A 23,778-nucleotide genomic window follows, 5' to 3' on the forward strand; every position below is an offset into this window, starting at 1 on the left:
AAAGGGGAAAAGAATTCACTGCTTGTGGTTCTTGTAGTAGTCGAGGGCCCAGTAAGCACCGAAGCGGTAGCCACCCTCGAACTTGTAGAGAACCGGAATCTCCATACCGAGGACGATTCCGATGGTGTCCTTGTGGTCGTTGAGCGCTATAAGTGCCGCGAGGGCACCGGCGAGGGCTGAACCCTCGTTCTCCTTGAAGAGGACCATCTGGACGTTGTGTGGCATATTCGGATCGTAACCGTCAATAATGACGAACCTCTGCTTTGGATACTCCTTGGCAACCTGCTTAACCGCGTTGGTCATCATAAAGCCGACGGCTATTATTATGTCGTACTCTCCGGTCTTGGCGAGGCTCCTGAGGTTCGGGAGGTAGTCGTTCTCGCTGTTGCTCTGTATCTCGGTGAGCTGTAGACCGAACTCCTTGGCGGCCCTTTCGGCACCCATGTAGGCCATGTCGTTGAAGCTCAGGTCACCCCTGCCACCGACGTCGTAAACTATGGCTATCTTTTTGGTGTTCTTCCTCTCGTTGAGGGTCTTGTTGAAGTATGTTTCTGGCTTTGGCTCCTTGGCAGCCCACTCCTTGGCGTATTTCTCCATTACTGTCCAGTTCTGAGCCTTCCTAAGGAGCTCGATCTGGTCTTTAGCTGTAGCCTTGGGGACGAGAATCTTTCCACTTATTATCTCCTGCTGAAGCTGGTCAACCGCCTGCCATATCCATGCCGGAACCTGCTGGCGGGTCTTGTTAAGGTATTCAAGGAGTTGCTCCTCGTTCTGGAATCCGAGGTCCTTAAGCTTCTTCTCCCTTACATCGGGCGGGAGGGAGTCGAACATGGCCTTGACATCTTGAAGTGTGCTGAGTTTGACACCACCTTCCTTGAGGCCAAGTTCTATAACGCCACCTCTAAACTGGTTCTCCTCTGCTTGCTTGACGGCGTTGTAGACACCAACATCAACGCGCTTCATCATGCTTGCTATTATAACTCCTGGCTTGATCCAATCCTGGGCGGAGTCGACACCAATCGCGAATGGTGGGCCCATCTTCTTGTTGTGAGCCTTTAGGTAGTCCCCGACGGCCTCGAAAACACCGAGACCGGTTCCACCTGCGACCTGGTAAATTACCCAAGCACCCTGCTGAAGCTGGGCCTGTGCGGCCTGCTTACCCTTCGCAGGGTCACCAAAGGAACCGGTGTAGGTGTATAGGATGTTTATCTTTGTAGGTACGTTGGTTGCCGTTCCTGTTGAAGTTCCACCACCGCTGATACAGCCGCTGGCCACGACGCTAAGGGCCATAAGGCCCACCAACAACAAACCGAACAGCTTTCGCATAGCCTAACACACCTCATCTTATTTTGTAAAGGTTTATTCGTAAGGGCTCCGATAAATACTTTGCGGTGTCCACCTGTATCCAAACGGACGAAAATAATTTAACCTCGACACAAAAGTTAAAGGGAAGCGTATGCTGAGGGAGATACTCAACCTCGACTCGGGCATTGTGATGGTCTCAGGGGGAGGCAGAAAGATAGCGAGGATTTACTTCCAATCGTGGGTAAAGCGGAGAAGAAAGGCCCTAGCTGAAGGGCTTCCTTTTTCAGTCGAGGGCGAAGTCTACGTTGGAAACCCCTTCCTGGCGGACTTTCCGGTTTATCTAATCGTCAATCCTCTGGCCAGAAAAAGTGTCGAGCGGGAAAAGTTGCTCCACTGGCTTGAACTTAAACGCAAGGAGGAAAAGCTCGTTCTCCTCTATGAGGAGCGCTACGTCGGGGATTCGATAGTCAGATACAGACTTAGGAACTACCTCGACTACCTCATAGCCTACCGGAGGGAAACTGTAGGAGTAGAGATTTTGAACGTTTATAAGCTCGAAAACGGCCGGGTTGTTGAGAGGAAGACATACATAAGGCGCCCGATGACGAGTGGCTTCGGGTCTGAGAGGTGATGACACCAGCTATCGCCGAGGGCTTTTTATATGCCTTCCCCATTTCTTCTCAGGGTGAGAACATGTTTGGAAAGCTCAGGGAAAAGCTCAGGAAGTTCACCAAACAGGTGGAGGAGAAGATAGAGGAAGAGGAGAAAAAGGTCGAGAAAAAAGTTGAAACCGAGAAAAAGCCGGGTATAGTTGAGAGGCTTCTTCAGGTTGAGATTAAGGAGAAAGACGTTGAAGATGCACTTGATGAACTTGAGCTTGAACTCCTTGAGGCGGACGTTGCTCTTGAAACGGTTGAAGCACTCAGAGAGAAAATCAAAGAAAAGCTCGTTGGGAAGAAGGTCCGCATAGGAACCAACAAGGCCAAGCTTATAGAAAACGCCCTTAGGGAGGCGATACTTGAGATTCTGACCCCCGAGAAAAAGCTCGACCTCTTGGAGATGATTCGCTCCAAAGAGGAGAAGCCCTTTGTCATAGTTTTCGTCGGTTTCAACGGCTCGGGTAAGACTACGACAATAGCGAAGCTTGCCCACTGGCTGAAGAAGAACGGGTTAAGCGTTGTCGTGGCGGCGAGTGACACCTTCAGGGCCGGGGCCATAGAACAGCTGGAAGAGCACGCGAAGCGCGTCGGTGTTAAAGTTATCAAGCGCGATTACGGAGCCGACCCGGCGGCGGTGGCCTACGATGCCATACAGCACGCGAAGGCGAGGGGGATAGATGTCGTTCTCGTTGACACCGCCGGGAGGAACGAGCTCAACAGGAACCTCATGGACGAGATGAAGAAAATAGTCCGCGTCACGAAGCCTGACCTCGTTATCTTTGTCGGTGACAGTCTGAGCGGAAACGCGGTTGTTGAACAGGCCAAGCAGTTCAACGAGGCGGTGAGAATAGACGGCGTGATTTTGACGAAGCTCGACGCAGATGCCAGAGGTGGAGCGGCTCTGAGCATAAGCCACGCTATTGGAGCGCCGATACTCTTCGTCGGCGTCGGCCAGGGCTACGATGATTTGAAGCCCTTCGACGAAAAGTGGTTCGTGGATAGGATTTTCGGGGAGGAGTGAGCTGTTTTTATTCTTCCTTGCCCAACGCCAGTTTTTAGTTCTTGTTCTAAGGTCAGGCAATCATGGCCCTTCTAAGATTTCCCGGATCAAGTCAAAATCCACTCTGGCTGTCATGTCTATGTTTATCGGCGTAACGCTGACCTTCCGCTCAACCTTGAGGGCGTAAGCATCGGTTCCGGGCTCGAATTCAGTCTTTCTTCTCCCCACAATCCAGTAGTAGGGATGTCCCCTCGGGTCAATCCTCTCCTCAACCGTTGGACAGTAGCGCTTTCTCGCGAGCCTTGTTATGGCTATCTCGGTCTCTTCGGTTGCATCGCTCGGAACGTTAACGTTGAGCATGTCCACTCCGGAGGGAAGACCTCTCTCAAGTATCGCCCGGGCAATTCTCTTGAGAAAACGGGCCGAAACCGAGAAGTCTATTCCCTCTCCCTCACCGAGGGTTTTCTTCCACTCAACTTCAAGGCTTATGGCTATACTTGGGATTCCGTGCGTGGAGGCCTCTATAGCCGCTGAAGCAGTTCCGGAGACAGTTATTTCTGTGCTCAGGTTTTCTCCAAGGTTTATCCCACTGACGGCCAAGTCAAACTTCCCAAAGCGGGCTATTGCAAAAACAACGCAATCCGTCGGAGTCCCATCTATGCCGTAAGCCACCTTTGCCCCCGGAACGTTCACGCGCTTTGCCCTTATCGGCCGGTGGAGGGTCATGGCTCTACCGCTTGCGCTCCTCTGGAAGAGAGGTGCAACTACGTAAACTTCACCGAGCTCGCTCAGGGCTTTTACTGCATTTCTCAGACCATTAGAATAAATTCCGTCATCGTTGGTGAGCAGTATTCTCATGTGACCTCCCCATGCTTTATTGGTTGGTCATCAAAGAAGAAATTTTCGGGTTTATAATATTCCCGACAAAAATCCCAGTTATCAGTCGAAGTTTTATGTTAAATTGTATATATTTCTTACCTAACTTAATAACTCACCGTAATGTTTAAAACCCGCAGGTCTTATAAGCGCAGGGAACAACGGCATTCGGTGGTTGAAATGGTGCGCTACATGGTTACTTCCGCTCTTCCATACGCAAACGGGCCGATTCACGCGGGGCACCTTGCTGGAGCTTATCTCCCAGCGGACATCTTCGTGCGCTATCTCAGGCTGAAGGGCGAGGAAGTGCTGTACATATGTGGAACCGACGAGCATGGAACTCCAATAACCTTCCGTGCGCTCAAAGAAGGAAAGAGCCCGAGGGAAATCGTTGATGAGTTCCACGAGCACATCAAGACGACATTTGAGAGGGCAAAGATAAGCTTCGACTTCTTTGGAAGGACTGAACTGCCCGTTCACTACAGGCTCAGTCAGGAGTTCTTTTTAAAGGCACTTGAAAACGGCCACCTCGTAAAGAAGGTCACCAAACAGGCCTACTGTGAGCACGACAAGATGTTTTTGCCCGATAGATACGTTATCGGAACCTGCCCCTACTGTGGCGCCGAAAACCAGCGTGGCGACCAGTGTGAGGTCTGCGGAAGGCCCTTAACGCCCGAAATCCTCATAAATCCACGCTGTAACATCTGCGGAAACCCGATAACCTTCAAGGACTCGGCCCACTACTACATCAAAATGAAGGACTTCGAGGAGAGGCTTAAGAAGTGGGTTGAGGGCCAGCACTGGAAGCCCAACGTCAAGAACACAGTCCTTGGGTGGATTAACGAGGGCCTTGAGGAGAGGGCAATAACCAGGGACCTGGACTGGGGAATCCCGGTTCCGCTGGATGATGAGGACGTCAAGGGGAAGGTTCTCTACGTCTGGTTTGAAGCACCTATCGGCTACATCTCCATAACAATCGAGGCCCTTAAGAGGGCTGGAAAAGAGGATGAATGGAAGAAGTTCTGGCTTAACCTTGACGGCGAGACGAGGGTCATACACTTCATCGGCAAGGACAACATACCCTTCCATGCGATATTCTGGCCGGCCTTCCTGATGGCCTATGGCAAATACAGGGACGATGAAGTCGAGGCAGAATGGCTCCTTCCCTACGACATTCCAGCAAACGAGTACCTCAACCTCGAGGGCAGGAAGTTCTCAACGAGCAGGAACTGGGCCATATGGGTTCATGAGTTCCTTGACGTATGGCCGGCGGATTACCTCCGCTATTACCTTACAGCCATAATGCCCGAAACGAGGGACAGCGACTTCTCCTTCGAGGACTTCAAGATAAAGATTAACGAGGAACTCGTGAACAACCTCGGAAACTTCGTGCACAGGGCCATGACGTTCGTGAACAGGTATTTCGACGGCGTTGTTCCCGAGAGGGGCGAGCTGAACGAGTTAGATAAGCGGGCCTTTGAGGAAATCGAGAAGGCCTTCAAGGAAGTCGGGGAGCTCATAATGAGCTACCGCTTCAAGGACGCTCTGAGAAGGGTCATGGAGCTGGCCATTTTCGGAAACCGCTACTTCGACCACCAGAGACCGTGGAAGACCGCTAAAACAGACCGCGAGAGGACGGCCACAACGGTTAACGTCTCCCTCCAGATAGTCAAGGCCCTTGGAATCCTCCTTGAACCGTTCCTACCGGATGCCAGCGAGAAGATATGGCACCTCCTCAACCTTGAGGAGAAGAGGAAATGGGAATTCACGGAGGTTCCAGCCGGCCATCGTGTCAGGAAAGCCTTCCCGATGTTCAGAAAGGTAACCGACGACGAGATAATCTACTTCATCCTGAACTACATAGCCCGTGGCAACCCCGAGAGCGCCAGACTGCTCCTCGATAAGTACTACAAGCGCGATGACGTGGTGAAAGTCGCATACGAACGCTTCAAGAACGAAGACGAGGCGAGGGCAATACTTAAGAGCATCTACGGTGAGGAAATCGAGAAGTCCGGAAAGAAAAAGAAGGAGAAGGAGGCGAAGAAAATGAGCTATGTGAGCTTTGATGACTTCGCGAAGCTCGACCTTCGCGTTGGAAGAATAATCGAGGTCAAGGACCACCCGAACGCCGACAGGCTCTACGTGGTCAAGGTTGACATCGGAGACGAGGTAAGAACCCTGGTTGCAGGATTGAAGAAGTACTACAAGCCGGAAGAGCTCCTCAACAAGACGGTCGTTATAATAGCGAACCTTGAGCCGAAGAAGCTTCGCGGTGTAGAAAGCCAGGGAATGCTCCTCGCGGCAGACGACGGAGAAAACGTTGCCCTGCTGATGCCCGACAAGGAGGTTAAGCTGGGGGCAAGAATCAGGTGAAGATTAGCTCCACCCAGTTCTCCTTTCCCCTTTTGTAGACCCTCACAAGCCCCTTCTCCTCGAGGCGTTTGAACATCCTCCAGGCTGTTGTTTTTGGAATTCCCAGAGCTTTCCTAACGTCCGCCTGTCTCGCCTTTCCACCGTGGTCGTAGACGTAGAGAAGTGCGTTTATTTCATCGTCTGTAAGACCGAGGTTCTCAAGCTTTGCAAGCAACTCCTCCCTCGATACTGGAAGGTTTGTTTTCTGGCTTTTACTCCTTTTCTTGAACAGGAAAGCGCCAATGGAAATCCCCACAACTGCGAGGATTCCAAAGAGGGGAGCATAGCTTTTTCCGTTTGTAGGCTGTGAAGTGTTCGAAGGAGTAACGAGGCTTTTGGAAGGGGTTTGGGGAGTCGAGGTCAAAGTCGGTGCCGTTGTACTGTTCGTTTGGGTATTTGAGGAGGTCTGGGTCTGGGAGGGACTTGGCGACTGAGATGAGGAAGTGGAGGTTCTTTCTGGAGTTGTGACTGGAGGCGGGAGTATGTAGGAGACGCTTTGATTTCCGGGGGGCATGGTTATGGAGTCGGAAGTTATTGTCAGCGGGACGGCACTCAGGGCGACCACTATCGCCCCGGGTGGGAGCTTTACAGTCACGGGATAGGGAAAGCTGTAGCTTAAGTTCCAGATTTCGCTCTTCTTTGCCGTCAGCGATGCCGTGAAGTAAGTTACGTTGAACTGTGTAGTTGAGTTGAGGAGATAGACGGTTAATGTACTCCCGTTCTTTTCGAAGAGAAGGGGCTTACCGTTCTGGTCAAAGACGGACAGCCCTGTAACGTTTGAACTTAAAAGCGGCACGTCTACGGCCACCGAATAATTCGGCGGGACAATAACCTCAGTTACCTTAACATACCCATTAGGGTACACACTAACCACAACTTTTTCAATGCTCTGTGCCGTGACCAAGGGTAGAGTGAGGAGTAGGAGTATTATCACAGGAAGTTTTTTCACGAATCTCCCTCCGGGTTACCTCTTCTCTCCCGGCTCTTTTTCAGGAGGTTTCTTGGATGTCGTGTTCGAGGAACTTTCCATGGAGCTTCCCGGGAACGAAGGATGCCCGGGAATTGTGTGGGTGATTTCCCTGAGCTTTCCTTTCCTCTCCATTTCCCTTAATACCTTTGGAACTTCCCTCAAAAGCTTCAGGATTTCGTCGGAATTTCCACTTTTTAAAGCTTGGTCTAACTCCGCCCTTAGGAGGAGGAGTTCTGTGGAGTTCGTTTTTTCGATTAGCATGTTAATCTTTTGAAGTTGCATCTCCCCAAGGAGCTCTGCCTTTGTTCTCACGGTATTCTGGACGACGTTATTCAGGACATTTTCCAATTTTTCACGGGAGGCATGAAGGAGGGAAATTTTATGAGCCAAATCCTCTGTGTCTTTCTCTTCAAGGGCAATCTTTACCGCGTTGTAGGCAAAAAGCGTCTGGTTATAAGCCAGTTCGAGCTCTTTCAGATTTTCTCCCGTAACATCTCCTGACTTGATTAGTCTTTCCGCGTATTCCAGGGCACTCTGGGCTATTGAAAGCTCGACTCTGGCGTTTGAAAGCAGGCTTTCATTGTATTCCTTTGGCTGGGGCTGTTGGCATTTGGCCAGCGCGGAGTAGTAAAGCTCCATGGCCTTTAGGGTTTCTTTTATACTTTCGTTGTAGCTTCCCGCCTTGTAGAGCTCCCAGGCCTTCATCCTAACCGCATCGGCATCGGTGGAATTGCATCCTATCTCTTTGGTGTAGTTTGCCAGCCTGTCAAGTGTTAAGAGCAGGCCTCTGGCCTTGGTAGACGCTGAAATACTACCGGGGCTAACCCCACCGGAGTAGGGTATTAACGAAAGGAGGAGCATACCTGCAATCACGAGTGAAATCTCTCTCACAGCCTATCACCGTTGTATTTTACAACTCCACCATACATTAGGGAAGCGGTGAAACAAAACGCCCGAAACGTTTCTCCAAGTTCCTTTCAATTTCTCCTTACCTGGGTGTTGAGATAGGAGAATATAACGTTTTCCCTAACCCCTTAACTCAATCCAGTTCTCTTTCCTGCCCTTTACGATTCTGATTAGTTTCTTCTCCTCGAGGCGTTTGAACATCCTCCAGGCTGTTGTTTTTGGAATTCCCAGCGCGTCTCGTATTTCCGCCTGACTCGCCCTGCCACCGTGTTCCAGCAGGTATTTCAGCGCGAGCTTTTCTTCCTCCTTCAGCTCGTCGCTTTTGAGAATTTCTCTGAGGGAGTCCTCAAAGGCGCCTCCGTTGTCGAATCGGTTTTTACCCCTCCACCAGATAAGGACTCCCCCAGCTCCGAGAACAACCCCTCCAAGGGCCAATATAAGTTTAAGTGGGCTTTCTTGTCCGTTTTGAACCGGTGAAGGACTCTCAATGATGTAGGAGACGCTCTGATTTCCGGGAGGCATGGTTATTGATGTCTCACTTATCCTTAGTGGGATGTCACTTAAATCAACAATCACGGAATTCTCTGGGAGGACAACCTCAAATGGAACCTCGGAAGAAAAGTTCAGCGTCCAGACGATTCCGCTCTTCGAAGTTAGGTCGGGTGTGTAGTAGGAAACCCTGACGAGCTCCGTGCTTTCGGGATATATTAATAGCGTTCCGTTAATTGTCTGGAAATCAACGGGGTTTCCCTCCGGGTCCTCTACAATAACGTCCTGGGCGTGCTCCGGAACAGAAACTATGATTGGAACCGTGCGATTATCGGGTATAATCGAGAGCTCCACTTTAACGTAACCGTCCTCGTAAACGATTAGTTTAACAGTCTCCTGGGCGAGAACGGGGGAAGCAAAAAGGAACACGATGAAAACCACTGCCATGCATCGGAGTCCCTTCATTCCTCCACCTCCAAAATGAAAGGGTTAGGAGTGAGCCTTTATGAAGGCCTCCACCTCCTTGAGTAGGGCAAGCGCACTATCAAAGTGTTCCCTGGCCTTCTCCGGGTGTCCTGTGCGAAGCAGACGAATTCCAAGTTTGTACTCGTTCATGGCCACTTTTAGTTGAACCTCTGCCCTCGAAACATCTACACCTTCCCGTTTTAGCCTCATTAACTCTCTGCCGTCTTGGATAAGTCTCCTGTGAAGTTCCCTGAGCTCCTCGACGTTGTTGCTCCACCGGGAGTGGCCTCTTACCTTAACTTTTTCCATCATCAGGTCTCTCTGGAAGTTCCTGATAACGTCCCTCTTCTCGATTATTAAGTTGAGTGCCTCATCCCACCTGCCTTCATCCGCAAGGGCCTTGACATGGGTGTAAAGCTCAAGGAACGCGCTGTACGTCTGGTTCAGCTCGGGACTCGGGTTTTCGCTCAGGGTTCTGTTGGCGAGCTCAATTGCCCTTTCCCCCTTCAGGAGGAAGCGCTCAACGATTTTCTCGGAGTTCTGATGGAGCATCTCGGTTCTAAGCTCCCTAAGGGCCTCGTCGAGCTGGGCTTTTTTCTCAAGGGCGACGTTGTAATCCTCCCGGGCCTTCGTCAGGTTCCCTGAGCGGATGTCCTCAACCACGAGCTTGAACGCATTGAGGGTTTCGTTGTAGAGCTCGCTCGCGCTGGTAACGTTTAGACCCCGCTCCTCCGCAACTGAGATAAGCCTACTGGCGTATCGGAGGTAGGCCATTGCCCTCTCGACCTGAGCCCTGAGCTGGGCGTTTGGACCAATCGCGGGAGTTTTGATATTCACCTCCGAGAGAACGAGCTTGTAATAGTGCATTGCCATGAGCGCATCAACCATCGAGGCGTTGTAGTTTCCAGCTTGAAACTCGCTGAGGGCTTTGTTGTAGTGCTCCTCTGCCAGCTGGTAATATGTCGAGTTAGTCATGTTCTCAGGAACTCTGGCCTCGACGACTTCGGCCAGCTTTTTAAGGTTGTTTATGAGCTTTTCAGCGACTACCTTCTCCTGAGGAATCTCGTCCGTGGCCGAACTCGAACCGCTCGCGAGGGCGAAGGGCACGATGCTTCCAACGAGCAGGGCCACCAACACTACCACGGCCCACCGCTTCACGGCCATCACCGTCACCCAATACTCCCCGGGGCTATTTTAGGGTCGCGGTGAAACGCGCGTTTCAAATCGTTCCTTTCTCCTCAAGCTCCTTTGCAAGGAGTGCAACGGTCAGGATACCCTCCAAGATGCTCCCAAAGTTTGGGGTCTCGCCGAACTGGGCGAAAAGGGTTCCGTAGTTGGGGTGCCAGGCATCAACCTGCTTCCTGTCCCTGGCGGTTATGATGTAAACCACCCAACCTCTCTCCTCAAGCCAGTCAACGAGCTTCCAGGCGTCGGCCATGTTTTCAACTTCGAAACCGAACTTCTCCCGAACTTTCCCGATGAGCTCCTCCATGGAATCACCTCAACCCGCTGATTATCATTCTGATTGCCAGCAAAAGCATGACCATTGCAAAGGCCGTCTTTAGGTTCCTTGCCTTAATCCTTTCGGCGAGTCTCGCACCTATCTGTGCCCCCACAATCAGTCCCGGCACGAGGAGGAGAAGCCAGTGAACGTCCACGTTGCCGAGGTAATAGTGCTTGAGCGCACTGCTCGTTGAAGTGAACACTATCGCAAAGCTTGACGTGGCGACAGCGTAGTGCATCGGCATTCCAAGCCAGACAAGGAACGGAACGTTTATGATTCCTCCCCCAACTCCAAGGAGGCCACTCGCTATCCCAGAGAAGAACCCGCCAATGGGGACAAGCCTGTAGTCTATTTTAATCTCACTGAGCCTGGTCTCATTCAGTTCAACGGTTTTCTTCCGGTAAATCCTGTAAGCCACGAAGAGGAGCGTTACGCCGAAGATGACCTTCAGCTCTCCTGGGGTAACGTACGTCGTCATGACGGCACCGAGGTATGCCCCAACTATGGCGGGAATCGAGAGCAGGACGCCTGTTTTGTAGTGTATCAGCCCCCTCCTTGAGTAAGCTATGGTGGAGCTCAGTGCCGTGAACACGACCGCCGCGCTTGAGGTCCCCACAGCTCGATGAATCCCCACGCCCAGAATGTTTAAAACCGGGACTAACACGAAGCCTCCTCCGAGGCCGAAGAGGGCTGAGACTACCCCAACCGTGACTCCAACGGCGAAGTAAAGGGCGTAGTTGTTCATGGGAGATAGTTCCCCCTCGTTTTTATAAAACTGACGAAAGCCTTTTACTGAAGAGGGAGAAACCATATTCATGGAGGCAAAGGCCATATCCTACTGGTTCATCGTCAGTCTGGGGTTTACACTCACCCAGCCGGGGGCCGTAGCTTTTGCAAACTGGGACGCTCCCTACGGCTTTTACAAAGACCTTTCGGTGTGGCTGAGCTGTGCGGGGGCGTTTCTCGTTCTCGTAACCCTTTACGGCCTAGCCCTGTGGAAAAGAGAAAAGCTGAACCCGGTTCACCCCATTGGTGCAGGAGTTTTGGCAACGCTCACACTCTTCCTCGGCTACTGGGCCGAGGGTTTCATCAGGGGACGGATGGGATACGGAAGTTCCAATGCCGTGATGTTCCTAATCGGCGGTTTTGTGGGACTTTTTCTGGCCCTGATGATACTCCTCATGATGATTCCCCATATCTTTGTTGGCGGGTTAGATGGCCTTTATTACCCCTACGATAGACCCCTCTTAACGGCGTGGGCTATTTCACTGGCCATCTCGCTGGTTCTCCTTGGGCTCTACCTAAAAGCCAGGAGGGAATGGCTAAGGAATGGCAAGGCCGAGGCCCTTGAGAATCATCCTTAATGCTAAAAGGGCCATAACAACGGCGAAGGCCTTTTTTAGGGAAGATGCCCTCGTTCTCTTCGCTATTTTCGCTCCAAGCTGTGCGCCGATTATCAACCCGGGGACGAGGAGGACGAGCCACTGAACTTCAACGTTGCCCATAGCGTAGTGTTTTAACGCTCCAGCGGTGGCCGTGAACACTATTGCAAAGCTCGAGGTGGCAACCGCGTAGTGGATGGGCAGTCCAAGGTACGTGAGGAAGGGCACGTTGATTATACCCCCACCTATTCCGAGTAGCCCGCTCGCTATTCCAGCGAAGAAGCCACCAAGAGGGATGAGCCTGTAGTTTACCCTAACGTCCTCGAGTTTAATCTCATCTGGTTCTGCCGTCTTCTTGCGGTATATTCTCACCGCAACGAGGATTAGGGCAAGGCCGAAAATCACCTTCAGCTGGGAGGCACTTATAAAGCTCGTGAGCCAGGCACCAATGTACGCCCCGATTACAGCCGTTGAAGCCAGCAAAAGGCCGGCTTTGTAGTGTATTCTCCCCTGCCTGTGGTAGGCTATGGCCGAGCTGAGGGAAGTGAAGACAACGGCCGCGCTGGATGTTCCGACTGCATGGTGCATCTCAACGCCGAGGGAATTGAGGGTAGGCACTATTAGAAAGCCTCCCCCCAGACCGAAGAGCGCCGCGAGGATTCCGATGAAGACACCGACGGCGAGGTAGCCAAAGTATCTCAGCATTGAATCACCACTCGAAGGCTATCGCTTCAATCAGCTTTATCAGGGCCTCGGCATCTTTCTCTATGAAGCCTTTCGGAAGGCCTAGTCCCCTCTCATCGCTCCGCTGGTAGTTTATTCCGTTCCTCTCGGCTATTTCAATTACCCTTTCAGGAGTTTTGCCCACGACCGGGCCCTTACCGGGCTCTCCGTTGAGGATTCCGAGCTCGATTACCTCTCCCCTGAACTCCGGGACGACTCCAAAGGCGAAGACGTTCCTCCCCGGAACGTCGTGGTCGGTTAAATCGGCTATCGCTTTGACGGAAACATCGATGAGTGGCCAATCCTCGGGGTTTTCAACCACGAAGGCTAGCCTGTCAGTGAACTCGCCCTCGTCGTCCCCGAATTCGAATATTAGGCCATTACCTTCCTCGAAAACCTCGCCGTAAGGCTCGAGGAGTTTCTTAAGTTTCCCCTTCCAGTCCATGTTTCCTCCCTCACAGCATCTTGACCTTTTCAGGCGGGCGGATTTTGAGGACTTCCCTGTTGACGAGAGTATCTGGAACCTCACCTCGGAGAACTGAGAGAAGGTTCTTTACAGCCTGAAAGCCCATGTCCTCCATGGCCTCCTTAGAGAGGCCCGCATAGTGGGGCGTTAGAACGGTCTCCCACTCGTATTTGAACAGCTCGTGCTCCTGAACGGGCTCTTTCTCGAAGACATCTGTGGCGTAGCCTTTCAGCCTGCCATCTTCGAGGGCCTTGGCGACGGCGTTCTCATCGACGAGGCTTCCCCTGCCTATGTTCACGAGGTATTTCCCCTCGAGGAGCTTCAGCCTTTCCTCGTTGATTATGTGGTAAGTTTCAGGTGTGGCCGGCAGTGCCAAGATAACGATATCGCTCTCCCTTAAGACGTCATCCAGGGGCATGTAAACGGCCCCAACTTCCCTCTCAATATCCTCCTTCCTCGAACGCGACCAGTAGAGTACCTCCGTCCCCATAGCCTTCATTCTCCTCGCTATGGCCTTTCCTATCGCACCCATGCCGAGGATTCCGACCCTTTTGCCGTAAACGGTCTCTATCTCCTTGAAACCGCTCCAGACGGTTTTATGGGAGTCCCACTTTCCGGAGCGAATGAACTTATCTGCGTAGGCTATCTTCCTGAGGAGAGCTATCGTTAAGCCGACCGCGAACTCAGCTACCGCTTCACTGAGCCATCCTGAAACCTTGGTAACGTAAATTCCCCTTTCCGTTGCTTTCTTCACGTCAACGTGGTCGTAGCCGGCTGAGTGACAGCTTATGACCTTGAGCCTCTCGGCTTTTTCTATGACCTCCCCGGGAACGGGGTTCAGTGGGGAAACGATTAGCCCGTCGTATTTCCCTATTATCTTCTTGAGTTCATCAACGCTCGGATAAAGGACAACGTCAACGTCAGCGTATTTTTTGAGCTCCTCCAGCGGTTTGCTCTTCATCTTGAAAAGAACGGCAACCCTGGGTCTCATAACACCACCTTGAGACCTTTATCGAAACGACCCTAATAAGATTTCCGGAGTATTAAGATGCGAAAACAGTCCGGGAAAGCTTAAAAACTCCTCCCTGTTCTCTCTTTAGGTGGTGCTCATGGGGAAGGTAAAGCGCGAAAAGTGGAGCAACGAGTTCAGCGAGTGGTATAACGAGCTCCTCGAAACCGCTGGAATAATCGATAAGCGTTATCCTGTCAAGGGTATGAACGTCTGGCTTCCCTACGGTCTCAGGATTATGCGCAATATAGAGGCCTTCATAAGGGCCGAAATGGAGAGAACAGGCCACGATGAGGTTCTCTTCCCTGCTCTTATTCCCGAAACGGAGTTCCAGAAGGAAGCAGAGCACATAAAGGGGTTTGAGGATGAGGTTTACTGGGTCACACATGCAGGTCTGGACCCGCTCGACGTAAGGCTCATCCTTCGTCCCACCAGTGAAACCGCTATGTACTCAATGTTCTCCCTCTGGATTCGCTCCCACGCCGATTTGCCTTTCAAGGTCTATCAGATAGTGAACGTTTACCGCTACGAGACCAAGCACACCAGGCCCCTCATCAGAGTCAGGGAAATCAGCCGCTTTTTCGAGGCCCACACCGCTCACGCTGACTTTGAAGACGCGGAGAGGCAGATTAAGGAGGACCTTGAGATATTTGATAGACTCGCCAGGTTCCTTGCTCTCCCCTACATAATCTCCAAACGCCCGGAGTGGGACAAGTTCCCCGGTGCCTACTACTCCCTCGGGGCGGAGATAATGATGCCCGACGGCAGGACCCTTCAGATAGGCACGATGCACAATTACAAGCAGAACTTCGCCAAGGCCTACGACATAAAATACGAGACGGAAAGCGGTGACCACGAATACGTTCACCAGACTACCTTTGGAATGAGCGAGAGGCTTTTGGCGGCGGTTATAGCGGTTCACGGAGACGACAACGGAATGGTCCTCCCACCAACTATTGCCCCGATTCAGGTTGTAATCGTGCCCATACCGAAGAAAGAGGCCAGCGTTGACGTCTTCGCATACGCGAGGGAAATTGCCGAGGAGCTTAGAAAAGCCGGCTTTAGGGTTCACGTTGATGAACGCGACATAAGGCCGGGCAGGAAGTACTACGACTGGGAACTCAAGGGAGTTCCCCTTAGAATCGAGGTCGGCCCGAGGGATGTTGAAGGGAGGAAGGCTGTTATAGCGAGGCGCGACACGATGGAGAAGTTCACAGTCGAGCGCGACAATATCGTTGAAGAGGTCAGAAAGACCCTGGATGAGATTCATGAAAACCTCTACAGCCGTGCTAAGGAGTTCCTTGAAGGCCACATCAAGCGCGTTGATACGATAGAAGAAGCCAAAGAGGTCTTCGAGGACAGGCGCGGGGTAGTTGAGATTCCCTGGTGCGGAAGCGAGGAGTGTGGCCTTAAAATGGAGGAAGAGCTCGACGCCAAGATGCTCGGTGTTCCCTACCCTGAGGAGAAGGCTAAAGCTCCAGAGGGCAAGAAGTGCCCGGTCTGCGGTAGGGAGGCAAAGTTCATAGCGAGGTTCGCGAGGACCTATTGATTTCCTTTCCCACCAATATACTTTTAAGTAATTTACTTCTGAGTAAATTACTGGTGAGTAAATTGTCTTGGAAGTTCGTGGACAGGAAGTGTGAGCTAAGCCTCTTGGAAAACCGATTGGGGAGTGGAAAGGGGGAGTTCATCGTAATCTACGGGCGTAGAAGGGTGGGAAAAACTGCTCTTATAACGGAGTTTCTAAAAAGACACGGTGGAATATACCTCCTCGCCAGAGAGACCAGCGACCTGGAAAACCTGAAGCGTTTTTCTGAGAGGATAGCGCTTTACTTTAACGACGAAGTCCTTCTAAAAAACCCCTTCCAGAGCTGGGACGCACTCTTTGAGTACCTTCATCAAAAAAGTCTTGAGGAGAAGCTAATCGTGGCCATAGACGAGTTTCCTTACCTTGTGCTCTCAAACAGGGCTTTACCCTCAATTCTGCAGGAGTACTGGGACACCAAGTTCTATAAGGGAAAGCTATACCTCATAATAAGTGGCTCAAGCGTTTCGATGATGGAAAGGCTCCTCGGCTACAAAAGTCCCCTCTACGGGAGGAGAACGGGTCAGCTGAAGATGGAACCCTTAGATTTTTTCAGCGCCAGGGAATTTCTCCCGGGGTTTACGCTTGAGGACTTTGTGAGGGCCTATTCGATTCTTGGTGGAACGCCGGCTTACCTGCTCGAATTTGAGGATAACCTAACCCTCGCGGAGAACCTTCTGGAGAGATACTTCAGACAGGACAGCCTTCTCTACAGCGATGCCCAGTTCGTTTTGAGAGAAGAACTCGACAGGCCGAGGCTTTATTTTGCAATTCTCGAGGCTATAGCCAGGGGCAGAACCACAGTGGGTGAGATAATGAACGAGACTGGTCTCGAGAGGGCAACCGTTGGAAAGTACGTCTCAGTTTTGATTGACTTGGGCATTGTCCGTCGTGATGTTCCCGTGACTGAGAGCAGGAAGAGCAAAAAGGGAAGGTACTACATAAATGACCCCTACTTCGCCTTCTGGTTCAGGTACGTTTATCCAAACGCAGATTTAATCGAAACAGGTAACGGTGACATGCTTTTGAGAATCGTCATGAACGACCTCGATGAGTATGTGGGGAGAATCTTCGAGGATATCGCGAGGCAGTTCCTGCTGAAGAAATCCCGCGAACTTCCGTTGAGACCAACAAAAATCGGGAGATGGTGGAGCAAAGGTGAGGAAGTTGACCTCGTCCTCCTCGACGAAATCGAAAAAAAGGCCCTTCTCGTTGAGGTGAAGTGGAAGGAGTTAAGAAAGCGCGACGCGTTCAGGGTATTTGAGAAGCTCGCTGGAAAATCTCAACTCATGGGACTTAAGGATTGGAAGTTTGAGTTTGGAATAATCGCAAAAAGAGTTGAGCCCAAGGAAGAACTAAGGGAACTCGGCTATGTTTGGGACCTCGATGACATGGGTGAGGTAGCATGATACTCGGAGTCCACGACGGCCACGACGCCGGAGCCGTTCTGATAGACGGAGACAGGATTTTTGCCGTCAATGAGGAGCGCTTGAACAGAATCAAGAAATACCGCGGTTTTCCTGAGCTTAGCGTGAGGAAAGTCCTTGAAATGGCCAGTGCCACTCCTGAGGACGTTGATGTTATAGCCGTTGCGGGAATTTTCAGGAGACAGAAGCGCCTCCTTGAGCTTGAGGAAAACCTGAGGGCAATCTTTGGTAGGGACTTCAAGAGGAAGGTCATATTCGTCGAGCACCACCTCGCTCATTCCGCGTCAGCTTACTATACATCAGGCTGGCGTGGGGCACTCGCGGTTAGCATAGATGCTGCAGGAGATGGACTGAGTTCCTCGATTTATATAGCGAGAGACGGCGAGATGGTTAGGATTGCCCAGAGCACTTACCTTGATTCTCTCGGCGATTTTTATGCCTCTGTCACAGAACTGCTCGGCTTCAGGCCGATGAGACACGAGGGCAAGGTCATGAGTTTGGCCGCCTACGGAATGCCGACATACGACCTAAGCGCGATAATCGAGCTTAACGGGCTGAGCTTTGACAACCACCTTAAGGTCATCGGCGTTGAAGCCACCAAGAAACTTGCCGAGTTCTTTGGCTATCCCCTTGAGAGCGCAAAGAGAATAGCAGATGAGATGAAACGCGGAAACCTTGATGGGAAGCTCCAGAGGAAGGCGATAGAAATAGCGGCCAGTGCTCAGGCTCACCTCGAAAAGCTCATCGAGGAACTCGGTGTAAAACTTAGAGACAAAGGGCTTCCGGTAGCATACTCGGGAGGAGTCGCCCAGAATGTCAAGGCAAACGCAGTTCTTAGAAAAATCGTCGGCGACGACAACCTCTGGGTCTTTCCGGCTATGGACGACGCTGGCTTGGCTTTTGGGGCGGCGGTTTTTGTGAAGGCCCAGTTGGAGAGGCTTGACGGCAGGTGGAGGTCCTTCAAGCTTGAGCACGTCTACCTCGGGCCGGCCTACAGCAGGGAGGAAGTGGAGGGCTTTCTCAAGGGGAAGGGTCTCGAATACGAGGAGGTAAGCGACGTTCCGTCATTTGTCGCCGACGCCTTGATGGAAGGAAAGCTCGTGGGCTTCTTCCAGGGCCCTATGGAGTTCGGGCCCAGGGCCTTGGGGAACCGCTCGATTTTAGCGGACCCGGGCGATGAAAGTGTCAAGGAAAGGCTCAACGTCGCGCTGAAGAGGGACGTCTTCCAGCCCTTCGCGCCCTCGCTCCTATGGGAGAAAGCCGGAGAATACCTCGAAGACTTAAACGGAACTCCCAACGAGTTCATGACGATGAGCTATAAGGCAAGCGAGGACTTTAGGAGGGAAGCGCCGGCGGTTGTGCACGTTGACGGCACGACCAGACCGCAGGCGGTAAGGGAGGACGTCAACCCGGTGTATTATCGCATAATTGAGGAGTTCCATAAAAAGACAGGGATTGGAGCGGTGCTGAACACGAGCTTCAACATACACGGTGAACCAATAGTCTGCTCGCCGGAAGATGCATTAAGGACGTTCAGGAAAGCCGGACTGGACGTTCTGGTACTCGAGGGCTTTGCGGTGTGGAAAGAGGAATGAATATCAAAGTGGATCAAATCTAAAAAGCTATCCTCTCTATTTCGTCCCAGAGCCTTTCGGCCAGCTCTCTCTTGTTCATCTTTGGCAGTCTCTTAACGCTCTCCCTGGACACGAGCAGAACCTCGTTCTCGTCGCTCCCGAAGGCCTTCAGAGTGTTGGCAACGACTAAGTCGCTTCCGGCGCGGGCAATCTGTTTCCTAGCCTCTTCAACGAGCTTTTCCTCGCTCGTCTCTGCCTTGAAGCCAACGAGAAACACATCGGGCTGGAGGGCTTTCACGATGTCTATTATCTTCGGCGTCGGCTCAAGCTCAAGCGTTAGAGCTTTCCCGCTCTTTATCTTTACCCCAGCCCTGTTCCTGACCCTGAAGTCGCTGACGGCCGCGGCCAGGACGACGACGTCGTATCTTTTGGCCTTCAGTTCGCTCTCTATCGCCTCCAGCATCTCCTCCACCGTCTCAACCTCAATCTGGTTCTCGACGAAGCTCGGAACGCTTCCCTTCGTTCTGATTAGCGTCACCTCAGCACCGCGGAAGTCAGCTTCCTCCGCTATGGCAACTCCCATCTTTCCACTGCTCGCGTTGGTTATGTAGCGAATGGGGTCTATGTACTCCCTCGTCGCGCCTGCTGTGACCAAAACGCGCTTGCCCTCGAGAGTCTTGGGGTGGAGCTTTTTGATGACGCGGTAGACTATCTCTTCCATCGAGGCTACCTTTGCCTTGCCCTCCTCAAAGCGGGGCCCTATGAACTCAACGCCGAGCTTTTTGAGCTTCTCAATGTTTTCCCTTACGATTGGGTGCTCATACATGCTGGAGTGCATGGCTGGGGCTATCATTATCGGTGTGTGGGAAAAGGCGGTGGTCACAACGGTAGTAACTGGAGTATCGTCAATCCCGCAGGCGATTTTTGAGATGGTGTTGGCCGTCGCAGGACAGACGAGGATTAAGTCTGCCTTGTTTTCGTGCTCTCCGGCAAGTTCAACGTGCTCAATGAAGCCCGTTATTTCAGTCACGACGGGATTACCTGTGGCGAACTCCATAGCGTAGGGGTGGATTATTTTTTGAGCGTTCTCGCTCATGACCGCGTGAACTTCCGCTCCGTGTCTTATGAGCTCCCTCGCGAGCTTGACACACTCGACTGCCGCTATGCTCCCGGGAATTGCCAGAACGATTTTCTTGCCGACGAGCTTTCTGCTCTTAGTGGCGTAAATTAGCTTGACGTGATGGAGCATGGGAACCACCGAAAATAGTTTAGAAGAGAGGTTAAGAAACTTCTGACATAGTTCAGATGTTCAGATCAAAACTATCTCAGTGTCTGATGCGCGAGGAATATTTGCCCTGAGTTGTATAAAAAGGCCATCATCTATAATTGAGCTTCTAACTCTTTCTGTTTCAAACAAATTGACTTTTCCGATTGTTAGGTTGAGAACTGTATCAACAAGCTCCTCTGGTGCATTGGCTGATGTTCCTACTATAATTGTATCCGGATAAAACTTGCTGACGTTATAAAGGAGCAGTATGACTACGGGGTATGATCCTGTTGAAACGTCAACTCTAAGGAGAAAAGCTTCATGAATAGCTTTACCTGTTTCCTTTTCCTCAATTATTGTAACCTCCACTGGTACTTCCACAACGGAGGCCAGTCTGAGTAAAAACTTCTGAAGAGCGTTTTTCGAAACAGTTGTCCGTACAACAACGCTCTGGGTATCCTCTCGGTAATAAACCCACTGGAGCTTGGAGTCTTCCCTGAGTATAACGTCCATAACACTGTTGAGCCCCTTGACTGGAATCTCGAATTCCAATGACATCATGGTAACTCCCCTCGTTGACAACAATTGTAACTTCAGTTTATAATTAGTTAGTTTTAATCCCTTATTAAGTTATTGGGGGGACCTGTTAATTATTCCTCATGGATGGCATCTTCTTCAAATTTTTTTATTTCTTCCTCTGTCCCGAACCACACAACTATTGTTGGTTCCACTGTTATCATACCATCTTTTATCATCGGTTTTATTTCACAGATTGCCTTTTCTATTTTAAATCCTCTGTCTACAACCTCAATCACTATGGGCAAGTCTGTTGACAGTCTCATAACGTCCGCGGAATGTACCCTGCTTTTTTTTCCAAATCCATAGATCCCCCTGTAGACGGTTGCCCCAGCGATGCCCATCTTTCGGAGTTTTTCAACGATGGCTTTGTAGAGAGGCCTTCCATCCCAGCGGTCGTTTTCACCTATATAAATCTTAAGCCTTAGGGTATTCCAGTGCTCGACCTCGACCATGGTTTTTACCTCCGGGCAATTATGAATCCAAAGAACACTAGGCTGAGGGTTACAAAAACGTTTGCCAAAACATTAAGTCCCGCGATGAAGTATTCACCATCTCGAAGGAGTGAAAATGTCTCGTATGAAAACGTTGAGAACGTGCTTAGAGCGCCACAGAAACCAGTCCCTAAGAAAAGTCTCCACTCCGGGGTAACGTCAATCCCCCAGAAAAGGAGACCGTAGAGGTAGCCAAGGATAAAGCTCGCTATGGAGTTCACAATTAGAGTTCCCACCGGGAAATCTTTGTATGTTGGCAGTAGACCTGAGATATAAAATCTTGCTAGAGCCCCAACTGCTCCTCCGAGCGCTATTAGGATCATTGGTCTTACGTTCATCTAATCCCCCCTGTTCCACTGGTTTGGATTTATGGATAGAACTGTATCTGGCATCTGAGGTGGCTAATTGATTAGGTCTATTTAAAATTTTTTGGTTTTGTCTCCGAAAGCATAGGACATGTAGTAGTGGATTAACTCTTCTACCTTTGAGAAGTCCCTCTCTTTCAGGCCCAGCATTTTTCTTAACCTTTTGTTCTCGGCAATTAAGCCCGAGAGAGTTATTGCGAGGTTTTGATTGTCTAAGGCGGAATAATAGGCCTTAAACTTTAGGGGCGACCACTTCCCTTCGAGCTCGTAGAGTTGCTCTTCAAGTTTTTCAATGTCTTTTTCAAGCTGAAGTATCTCCTCTTCACTGACGGACTTATCCAAATATCCATTGAGAAGTATTATTCTAAGGGCTTCATCAACTCGGAAACCGTTTCGTCTACATGCTTCCTCTATTTTTCTCCACAATTCATCTGGAACGTTAAATGTTACTTTTCTCCACTTTCCCCTTCCACGTACGACTATTTTCATTTTTCCCACCTATCTGCTTTCTCAGTATTTCGTTTTCCCTGCTCAGCTCACTCCTTAGTTTAATCATATACTCCCTGTCTCGCTTTGCCCTTTTCTCGAACTCAAGGAGTTCCCTGTAATGAGCTTCCATCTCTTGGAGTTTTTTCGAGAGTTTTTCCTTTTGCTCAAGGAGAATCTCATATTTGAGGACTTTTAGAGTTCTTTCAAGTCCTTCAACGTCTTTCAGTCTTTCTTCTATCTCCCTTCTCCTTTTTCTGATTTTGTCAAGTTCCTCTCCACTTACCTCAATTTCAATGGCCATTTCTTTTCCCTCCTTCTTTCCCTGCATTCTGGCCCGACTTCTCTCCCTGAAAAGAACTCGATTGTCTCGGCGAGAGCCCGTCTTTCCTTCTCACTAGGTCTTCTCTCTACCCTGTAATCAAAAGTATCAACAAAGCTTTCAAGCCTCTTAAGGAGTCTTTCCAGTTTTCTCCTCTGGATTTGTGATAGTTTTTCCTTAAGCTTTTCATCACTAATCCTATTTAATATTTCTTCGTAATGTCTTCTGCATAATATAGAGGGGGACTTTTCGTAGGACTCAATAAGAGATGGAAGTCTCTCAGAGAAGGATTCAAGAAGAGTTTCTTCTTTTTCTGAGGAAAGCTTGCACAGAAAACATTCTTCTGTGCTCTGACCCCCCTTGAGGTACCATTTAAGAACGTCTTCGTAGATTACTGAAATACCGTGGGGACCGAGGAGAGGATTTGAAAGGGCGAGTTTTAGCGTCTTCCATGCATGCCTTGGGCATAGTCCTAGGCTCTTTTGAAAGGCTTTTCTGACCTCTGGATCATTGGGGTGTTCGTAGAGTATCGTTTCTATCTCTTCCTTTTCGAACTTTTCAACTAACCTGCATATTGGACAGCCTTCTTCCTCCATTGATTTTTTAAGTTCAATCTCAATGATGTCCATGCTCCTCACGGAATGTACTTTATCATCGAGTCAACAACTGCTAGAGCCCGATATGTGTTCTGGAAGTTTGAAATACCCAGCTCGAGGCTCCTTCTAAAGCCTCCGTTTGGGTTTTGAAGCTGATGAATGAACCATATGTGCCTCTTGGGGCATGTTGGTGTCTCTTTTTGAAGTTCAAGGCCTCTAGTTGCGTAAAACGTTGGCTCAAGGTAGGGTGGAAGGCTGTAAGGCACCTCGGTAAAGCCACCCCAGTCACCACAGAGCTCGCAGTTCCTGAAGTGTGGGCTCTTTGGAGGTTTGTATCCGAGGGTGTAGAGGGTAAACAGCGCCTGGTATGTCATCGTGGTCGTTGGTTGTTTGACTCCATAGCCGTTGCCGTTGCGGAACTTCATGACAAAGGTCCTGATGGCGTCCCTTTCCTCGGAATCAAATTTCACGCCTATCTTGTCAAAAGCCTTTGTGACCCAGTATGTGGCCTCGAGTGGTGTCGCCGTTCCGAACTCCTCGCTTCCACCGAGACCGACGGCAAACTTTCCTTCGGCGGGGTTATATTTGGTGAATACTATCTCACTCTTCTCCCTTGCGAGGTCTTTGGCGCCAAGAAGGGCAAGGCCTTCGAGGGCCATTGCTATGGCCACTACAGCAGTCTGGGGCTGTATTGACCTGGACAGAAATTCTATTGTTTTCTCCGGTTCTGGAAACTCGAGTTCAAGAAGGTTATAGATTTTGATAGCGTAGTAGGTATCGTTCACGTTTGTATCGTCGAGAACACTGACGAAGCAGTAACCACCATCTTCATGACGTCTTTTCTCAACATAGCGAAGAGCATTATTAACGTCAACGTATCTACCAATTTCATACAGCTTCGAGCCCATTCTCTCACCTCC

General features: G+C 50.6%; 26 protein-coding genes. 7 read left to right on the forward strand and 19 right to left on the reverse strand.

All coding sequences use genetic code 11. The annotated features are described in order from the left end of the window. Positions 1-15: 15 nt before the first annotated feature. Positions 16-1,326: a BMP family ABC transporter substrate-binding protein gene (locus MVG27_RS10165; protein WP_366078815.1), complete on the reverse strand. Its 1,311-nt coding sequence runs from the start codon at positions 1,324-1,326 to the stop codon at positions 16-18. Between the two features lie 130 nt (positions 1,327-1,456). Between MVG27_RS10165 and MVG27_RS05435 the strand changes: the two genes are divergently transcribed. Beyond that, positions 1,457-1,936: a hypothetical protein gene (locus MVG27_RS05435; RefSeq protein ID WP_297549097.1), complete on the forward strand. Its 480-nt coding sequence runs from the start codon at positions 1,457-1,459 to the stop codon at positions 1,934-1,936. 62 nt (positions 1,937-1,998) lie between these two features. Further along, entirely contained in the window at positions 1,999-2,985 is a 987-nt protein-coding gene (gene ftsY / locus MVG27_RS05440; RefSeq protein WP_297556331.1) for a signal recognition particle-docking protein FtsY, read from the forward strand. A 60-nt stretch (positions 2,986-3,045) separates the two neighbouring features. Here the strand turns inward: ftsY and surE are convergent, their stop codons facing one another. Beyond that, the gene (surE, locus tag MVG27_RS05445; protein ID WP_297549099.1) at positions 3,046-3,822 is read right to left on the reverse strand and encodes a 5'/3'-nucleotidase SurE; all 777 of its coding nucleotides are present in this window, start codon (positions 3,820-3,822) and stop codon (positions 3,046-3,048) included. A 198-nt stretch (positions 3,823-4,020) separates the two neighbouring features. On the opposite strand from surE, the gene metG reads away from it, so the two are divergent. Further along, positions 4,021-6,213, forward strand: a complete 2,193-nt coding sequence (metG, locus tag MVG27_RS05450) for a methionine--tRNA ligase (protein ID WP_297549156.1) — start codon at positions 4,021-4,023, stop codon at positions 6,211-6,213. Here the strand turns inward: metG and MVG27_RS05455 are convergent. From MVG27_RS05455 to MVG27_RS05480, 6 genes are all read right to left on the reverse strand, one after another. Further along, complete coding sequence (locus tag MVG27_RS05455; RefSeq protein ID WP_297549101.1) at positions 6,206-7,201, reverse strand: MarR family transcriptional regulator; 996 nt, start codon at positions 7,199-7,201, stop codon at positions 6,206-6,208. The genes metG and MVG27_RS05455 overlap by 8 nt on opposite strands. A 15-nt stretch (positions 7,202-7,216) precedes the next feature. Beyond that, complete coding sequence (locus MVG27_RS05460) at positions 7,217-8,113, reverse strand: hypothetical protein (protein WP_297549103.1); 897 nt, start codon at positions 8,111-8,113, stop codon at positions 7,217-7,219. Between the two features lie 135 nt (positions 8,114-8,248). Beyond that, positions 8,249-9,082, reverse strand: a complete 834-nt coding sequence (locus MVG27_RS05465; protein WP_297549105.1) for a MarR family transcriptional regulator — start codon at positions 9,080-9,082, stop codon at positions 8,249-8,251. Between the two features lie 24 nt (positions 9,083-9,106). Beyond that, positions 9,107-10,246 (reverse strand): hypothetical protein, encoded by a 1,140-nt coding sequence (locus tag MVG27_RS05470; protein ID WP_297549107.1) that lies wholly within the window; start codon positions 10,244-10,246, stop codon positions 9,107-9,109. A 55-nt stretch (positions 10,247-10,301) separates the two neighbouring features. Continuing rightward, complete coding sequence (locus MVG27_RS05475) at positions 10,302-10,574, reverse strand: hypothetical protein (RefSeq protein ID WP_297063477.1); 273 nt, start codon at positions 10,572-10,574, stop codon at positions 10,302-10,304. Positions 10,575-10,578: 4 nt separating this feature from the next. Next, positions 10,579-11,331, reverse strand: coding sequence for a sulfite exporter TauE/SafE family protein (locus MVG27_RS05480; RefSeq protein WP_297549109.1), 753 nt, complete (start codon positions 11,329-11,331; stop codon positions 10,579-10,581). Positions 11,332-11,401: 70 nt separating this feature from the next. Here MVG27_RS05480 and MVG27_RS05485 point away from each other — a divergent pair, with 70 nt between their 5' ends. Further along, entirely contained in the window at positions 11,402-11,950 is a 549-nt protein-coding gene (locus tag MVG27_RS05485; RefSeq protein ID WP_297549111.1) for a hypothetical protein, read from the forward strand. Here the strand turns inward: MVG27_RS05485 and MVG27_RS05490 are convergent. From MVG27_RS05490 to MVG27_RS05500, 3 genes are read right to left on the reverse strand one after another with little or no spacing between them, the layout of a single operon-like run. Continuing rightward, on the reverse strand, positions 11,909-12,673 hold the full coding sequence (locus tag MVG27_RS05490) for a sulfite exporter TauE/SafE family protein (protein ID WP_297549113.1): 765 nt from the start codon (positions 12,671-12,673) through the stop codon (positions 11,909-11,911). The genes MVG27_RS05485 and MVG27_RS05490 overlap by 42 nt on opposite strands. A 4-nt stretch (positions 12,674-12,677) precedes the next feature. Then, positions 12,678-13,136, reverse strand: coding sequence for a hypothetical protein (locus tag MVG27_RS05495; protein ID WP_297549115.1), 459 nt, complete (start codon positions 13,134-13,136; stop codon positions 12,678-12,680). Positions 13,137-13,146: 10 nt separating this feature from the next. Next, on the reverse strand, positions 13,147-14,148 hold the full coding sequence (locus tag MVG27_RS05500) for a 2-hydroxyacid dehydrogenase (protein ID WP_297549117.1): 1,002 nt from the start codon (positions 14,146-14,148) through the stop codon (positions 13,147-13,149). Between the two features lie 118 nt (positions 14,149-14,266). Between MVG27_RS05500 and proS the strand changes: the two genes are divergently transcribed. The 3 genes from proS (at position 14,267) to MVG27_RS05515 (ending at position 18,773) form a co-directional block, all read left to right on the forward strand. After that, positions 14,267-15,715, forward strand: a complete 1,449-nt coding sequence (gene proS / locus MVG27_RS05505; protein ID WP_297549158.1) for a proline--tRNA ligase — start codon at positions 14,267-14,269, stop codon at positions 15,713-15,715. A 62-nt stretch (positions 15,716-15,777) separates the two neighbouring features. After that, complete coding sequence (locus tag MVG27_RS05510) at positions 15,778-17,160, forward strand: ATP-binding protein (protein ID WP_297549160.1); 1,383 nt, start codon at positions 15,778-15,780, stop codon at positions 17,158-17,160. After that, positions 17,157-18,773 (forward strand): carbamoyltransferase, encoded by a 1,617-nt coding sequence (locus MVG27_RS05515; RefSeq protein WP_297549119.1) that lies wholly within the window; start codon positions 17,157-17,159, stop codon positions 18,771-18,773. The genes MVG27_RS05510 and MVG27_RS05515 overlap by 4 nt, the downstream gene beginning before the upstream one ends. 19 nt (positions 18,774-18,792) lie before the next feature. Here MVG27_RS05515 and coaBC read toward each other — a convergent pair whose 3' ends face one another. From coaBC to MVG27_RS05555, 8 genes are all read right to left on the reverse strand, one after another. Continuing rightward, the gene (gene coaBC / locus MVG27_RS05520; RefSeq protein ID WP_297549162.1) at positions 18,793-20,001 is read right to left on the reverse strand and encodes a bifunctional phosphopantothenoylcysteine decarboxylase/phosphopantothenate--cysteine ligase CoaBC; all 1,209 of its coding nucleotides are present in this window, start codon (positions 19,999-20,001) and stop codon (positions 18,793-18,795) included. A 60-nt stretch (positions 20,002-20,061) separates the two neighbouring features. Beyond that, a complete protein-coding gene (locus MVG27_RS05525) occupies positions 20,062-20,580 on the reverse strand; it encodes a hypothetical protein (protein WP_297549121.1) in 519 nt (172 codons plus the stop codon). Positions 20,581-20,669: 89 nt separating this feature from the next. Beyond that, positions 20,670-21,050: a DUF190 domain-containing protein gene (locus MVG27_RS05530; protein WP_297549123.1), complete on the reverse strand. Its 381-nt coding sequence runs from the start codon at positions 21,048-21,050 to the stop codon at positions 20,670-20,672. Positions 21,051-21,055: 5 nt separating this feature from the next. Continuing rightward, complete coding sequence (gene crcB, locus MVG27_RS05535; protein WP_297549125.1) at positions 21,056-21,427, reverse strand: fluoride efflux transporter CrcB; 372 nt, start codon at positions 21,425-21,427, stop codon at positions 21,056-21,058. Between the two features lie 81 nt (positions 21,428-21,508). Next, on the reverse strand, positions 21,509-21,943 hold the full coding sequence (locus tag MVG27_RS05540) for a hypothetical protein (RefSeq protein WP_297549127.1): 435 nt from the start codon (positions 21,941-21,943) through the stop codon (positions 21,509-21,511). Then, the gene (locus MVG27_RS05545; protein WP_297549129.1) at positions 21,894-22,244 is read right to left on the reverse strand and encodes a hypothetical protein; all 351 of its coding nucleotides are present in this window, start codon (positions 22,242-22,244) and stop codon (positions 21,894-21,896) included. The genes MVG27_RS05540 and MVG27_RS05545 overlap by 50 nt, the downstream gene beginning before the upstream one ends. Continuing rightward, on the reverse strand, positions 22,223-22,891 hold the full coding sequence (locus MVG27_RS05550; RefSeq protein WP_297549131.1) for a DUF6062 family protein: 669 nt from the start codon (positions 22,889-22,891) through the stop codon (positions 22,223-22,225). The genes MVG27_RS05545 and MVG27_RS05550 overlap by 22 nt, the downstream gene beginning before the upstream one ends. Positions 22,892-22,896: 5 nt before the next feature. Beyond that, on the reverse strand, positions 22,897-23,766 hold the full coding sequence (locus MVG27_RS05555; protein ID WP_297549133.1) for a hypothetical protein: 870 nt from the start codon (positions 23,764-23,766) through the stop codon (positions 22,897-22,899). Between the last annotated feature and the right edge of the window lie 12 nt (positions 23,767-23,778).

The sequence above is a fragment of the Thermococcus sp. genome (assembly GCF_027011145.1).
GTDB lineage: Archaea > Methanobacteriota_B > Thermococci > Thermococcales > Thermococcaceae > Thermococcus.

Excerpts from the sequence above, each read along its gene's own strand:
- MVG27_RS05465 (WP_297549105.1), bottom strand. The coding sequence starts at position 9,082 with ATGAAGGGACTCCGATGCATGGCAGTGGTTTTCATCGTGTTCCTTTTT.
- MVG27_RS05490 (WP_297549113.1), bottom strand. The coding sequence starts at position 12,673 with ATGCTGAGATACTTTGGCTACCTCGCCGTCGGTGTCTTCATCGGAATC.
- MVG27_RS05550 (WP_297549131.1), bottom strand. The coding sequence starts at position 22,891 with ATGGACATCATTGAGATTGAACTTAAAAAATCAATGGAGGAAGAAGGC.
- MVG27_RS05475 (WP_297063477.1), bottom strand. The coding sequence starts at position 10,574 with ATGGAGGAGCTCATCGGGAAAGTTCGGGAGAAGTTCGGTTTCGAAGTT.
- MVG27_RS05555 (WP_297549133.1), bottom strand. The coding sequence starts at position 23,766 with ATGGGCTCGAAGCTGTATGAAATTGGTAGATACGTTGACGTTAATAAT.
- surE (WP_297549099.1), bottom strand. The coding sequence starts at position 3,822 with ATGAGAATACTGCTCACCAACGATGACGGAATTTATTCTAATGGTCTG.
- MVG27_RS05515 (WP_297549119.1), top strand. The coding sequence starts at position 17,157 with ATGATACTCGGAGTCCACGACGGCCACGACGCCGGAGCCGTTCTGATA.
- MVG27_RS05500 (WP_297549117.1), bottom strand. The coding sequence starts at position 14,148 with ATGAGACCCAGGGTTGCCGTTCTTTTCAAGATGAAGAGCAAACCGCTG.
- coaBC (WP_297549162.1), bottom strand. The coding sequence starts at position 20,001 with ATGCTCCATCACGTCAAGCTAATTTACGCCACTAAGAGCAGAAAGCTC.
- MVG27_RS10165 (WP_366078815.1), bottom strand. The coding sequence starts at position 1,326 with ATGCGAAAGCTGTTCGGTTTGTTGTTGGTGGGCCTTATGGCCCTTAGC.
- proS (WP_297549158.1), top strand. The coding sequence starts at position 14,267 with ATGGGGAAGGTAAAGCGCGAAAAGTGGAGCAACGAGTTCAGCGAGTGG.
- MVG27_RS05485 (WP_297549111.1), top strand. The coding sequence starts at position 11,402 with ATGGAGGCAAAGGCCATATCCTACTGGTTCATCGTCAGTCTGGGGTTT.
- metG (WP_297549156.1), top strand. The coding sequence starts at position 4,021 with ATGGTGCGCTACATGGTTACTTCCGCTCTTCCATACGCAAACGGGCCG.
- ftsY (WP_297556331.1), top strand. The coding sequence starts at position 1,999 with ATGTTTGGAAAGCTCAGGGAAAAGCTCAGGAAGTTCACCAAACAGGTG.
- MVG27_RS05540 (WP_297549127.1), bottom strand. The coding sequence starts at position 21,943 with ATGAAAATAGTCGTACGTGGAAGGGGAAAGTGGAGAAAAGTAACATTT.
- MVG27_RS05525 (WP_297549121.1), bottom strand. The coding sequence starts at position 20,580 with ATGATGTCATTGGAATTCGAGATTCCAGTCAAGGGGCTCAACAGTGTT.
- MVG27_RS05470 (WP_297549107.1), bottom strand. The coding sequence starts at position 10,246 with ATGGCCGTGAAGCGGTGGGCCGTGGTAGTGTTGGTGGCCCTGCTCGTT.
- MVG27_RS05480 (WP_297549109.1), bottom strand. The coding sequence starts at position 11,331 with ATGAACAACTACGCCCTTTACTTCGCCGTTGGAGTCACGGTTGGGGTA.
- MVG27_RS05545 (WP_297549129.1), bottom strand. The coding sequence starts at position 22,244 with ATGGCCATTGAAATTGAGGTAAGTGGAGAGGAACTTGACAAAATCAGA.
- MVG27_RS05530 (WP_297549123.1), bottom strand. The coding sequence starts at position 21,050 with ATGGTCGAGGTCGAGCACTGGAATACCCTAAGGCTTAAGATTTATATA.
- MVG27_RS05495 (WP_297549115.1), bottom strand. The coding sequence starts at position 13,136 with ATGGACTGGAAGGGGAAACTTAAGAAACTCCTCGAGCCTTACGGCGAG.
- MVG27_RS05435 (WP_297549097.1), top strand. The coding sequence starts at position 1,457 with ATGCTGAGGGAGATACTCAACCTCGACTCGGGCATTGTGATGGTCTCA.
- crcB (WP_297549125.1), bottom strand. The coding sequence starts at position 21,427 with ATGAACGTAAGACCAATGATCCTAATAGCGCTCGGAGGAGCAGTTGGG.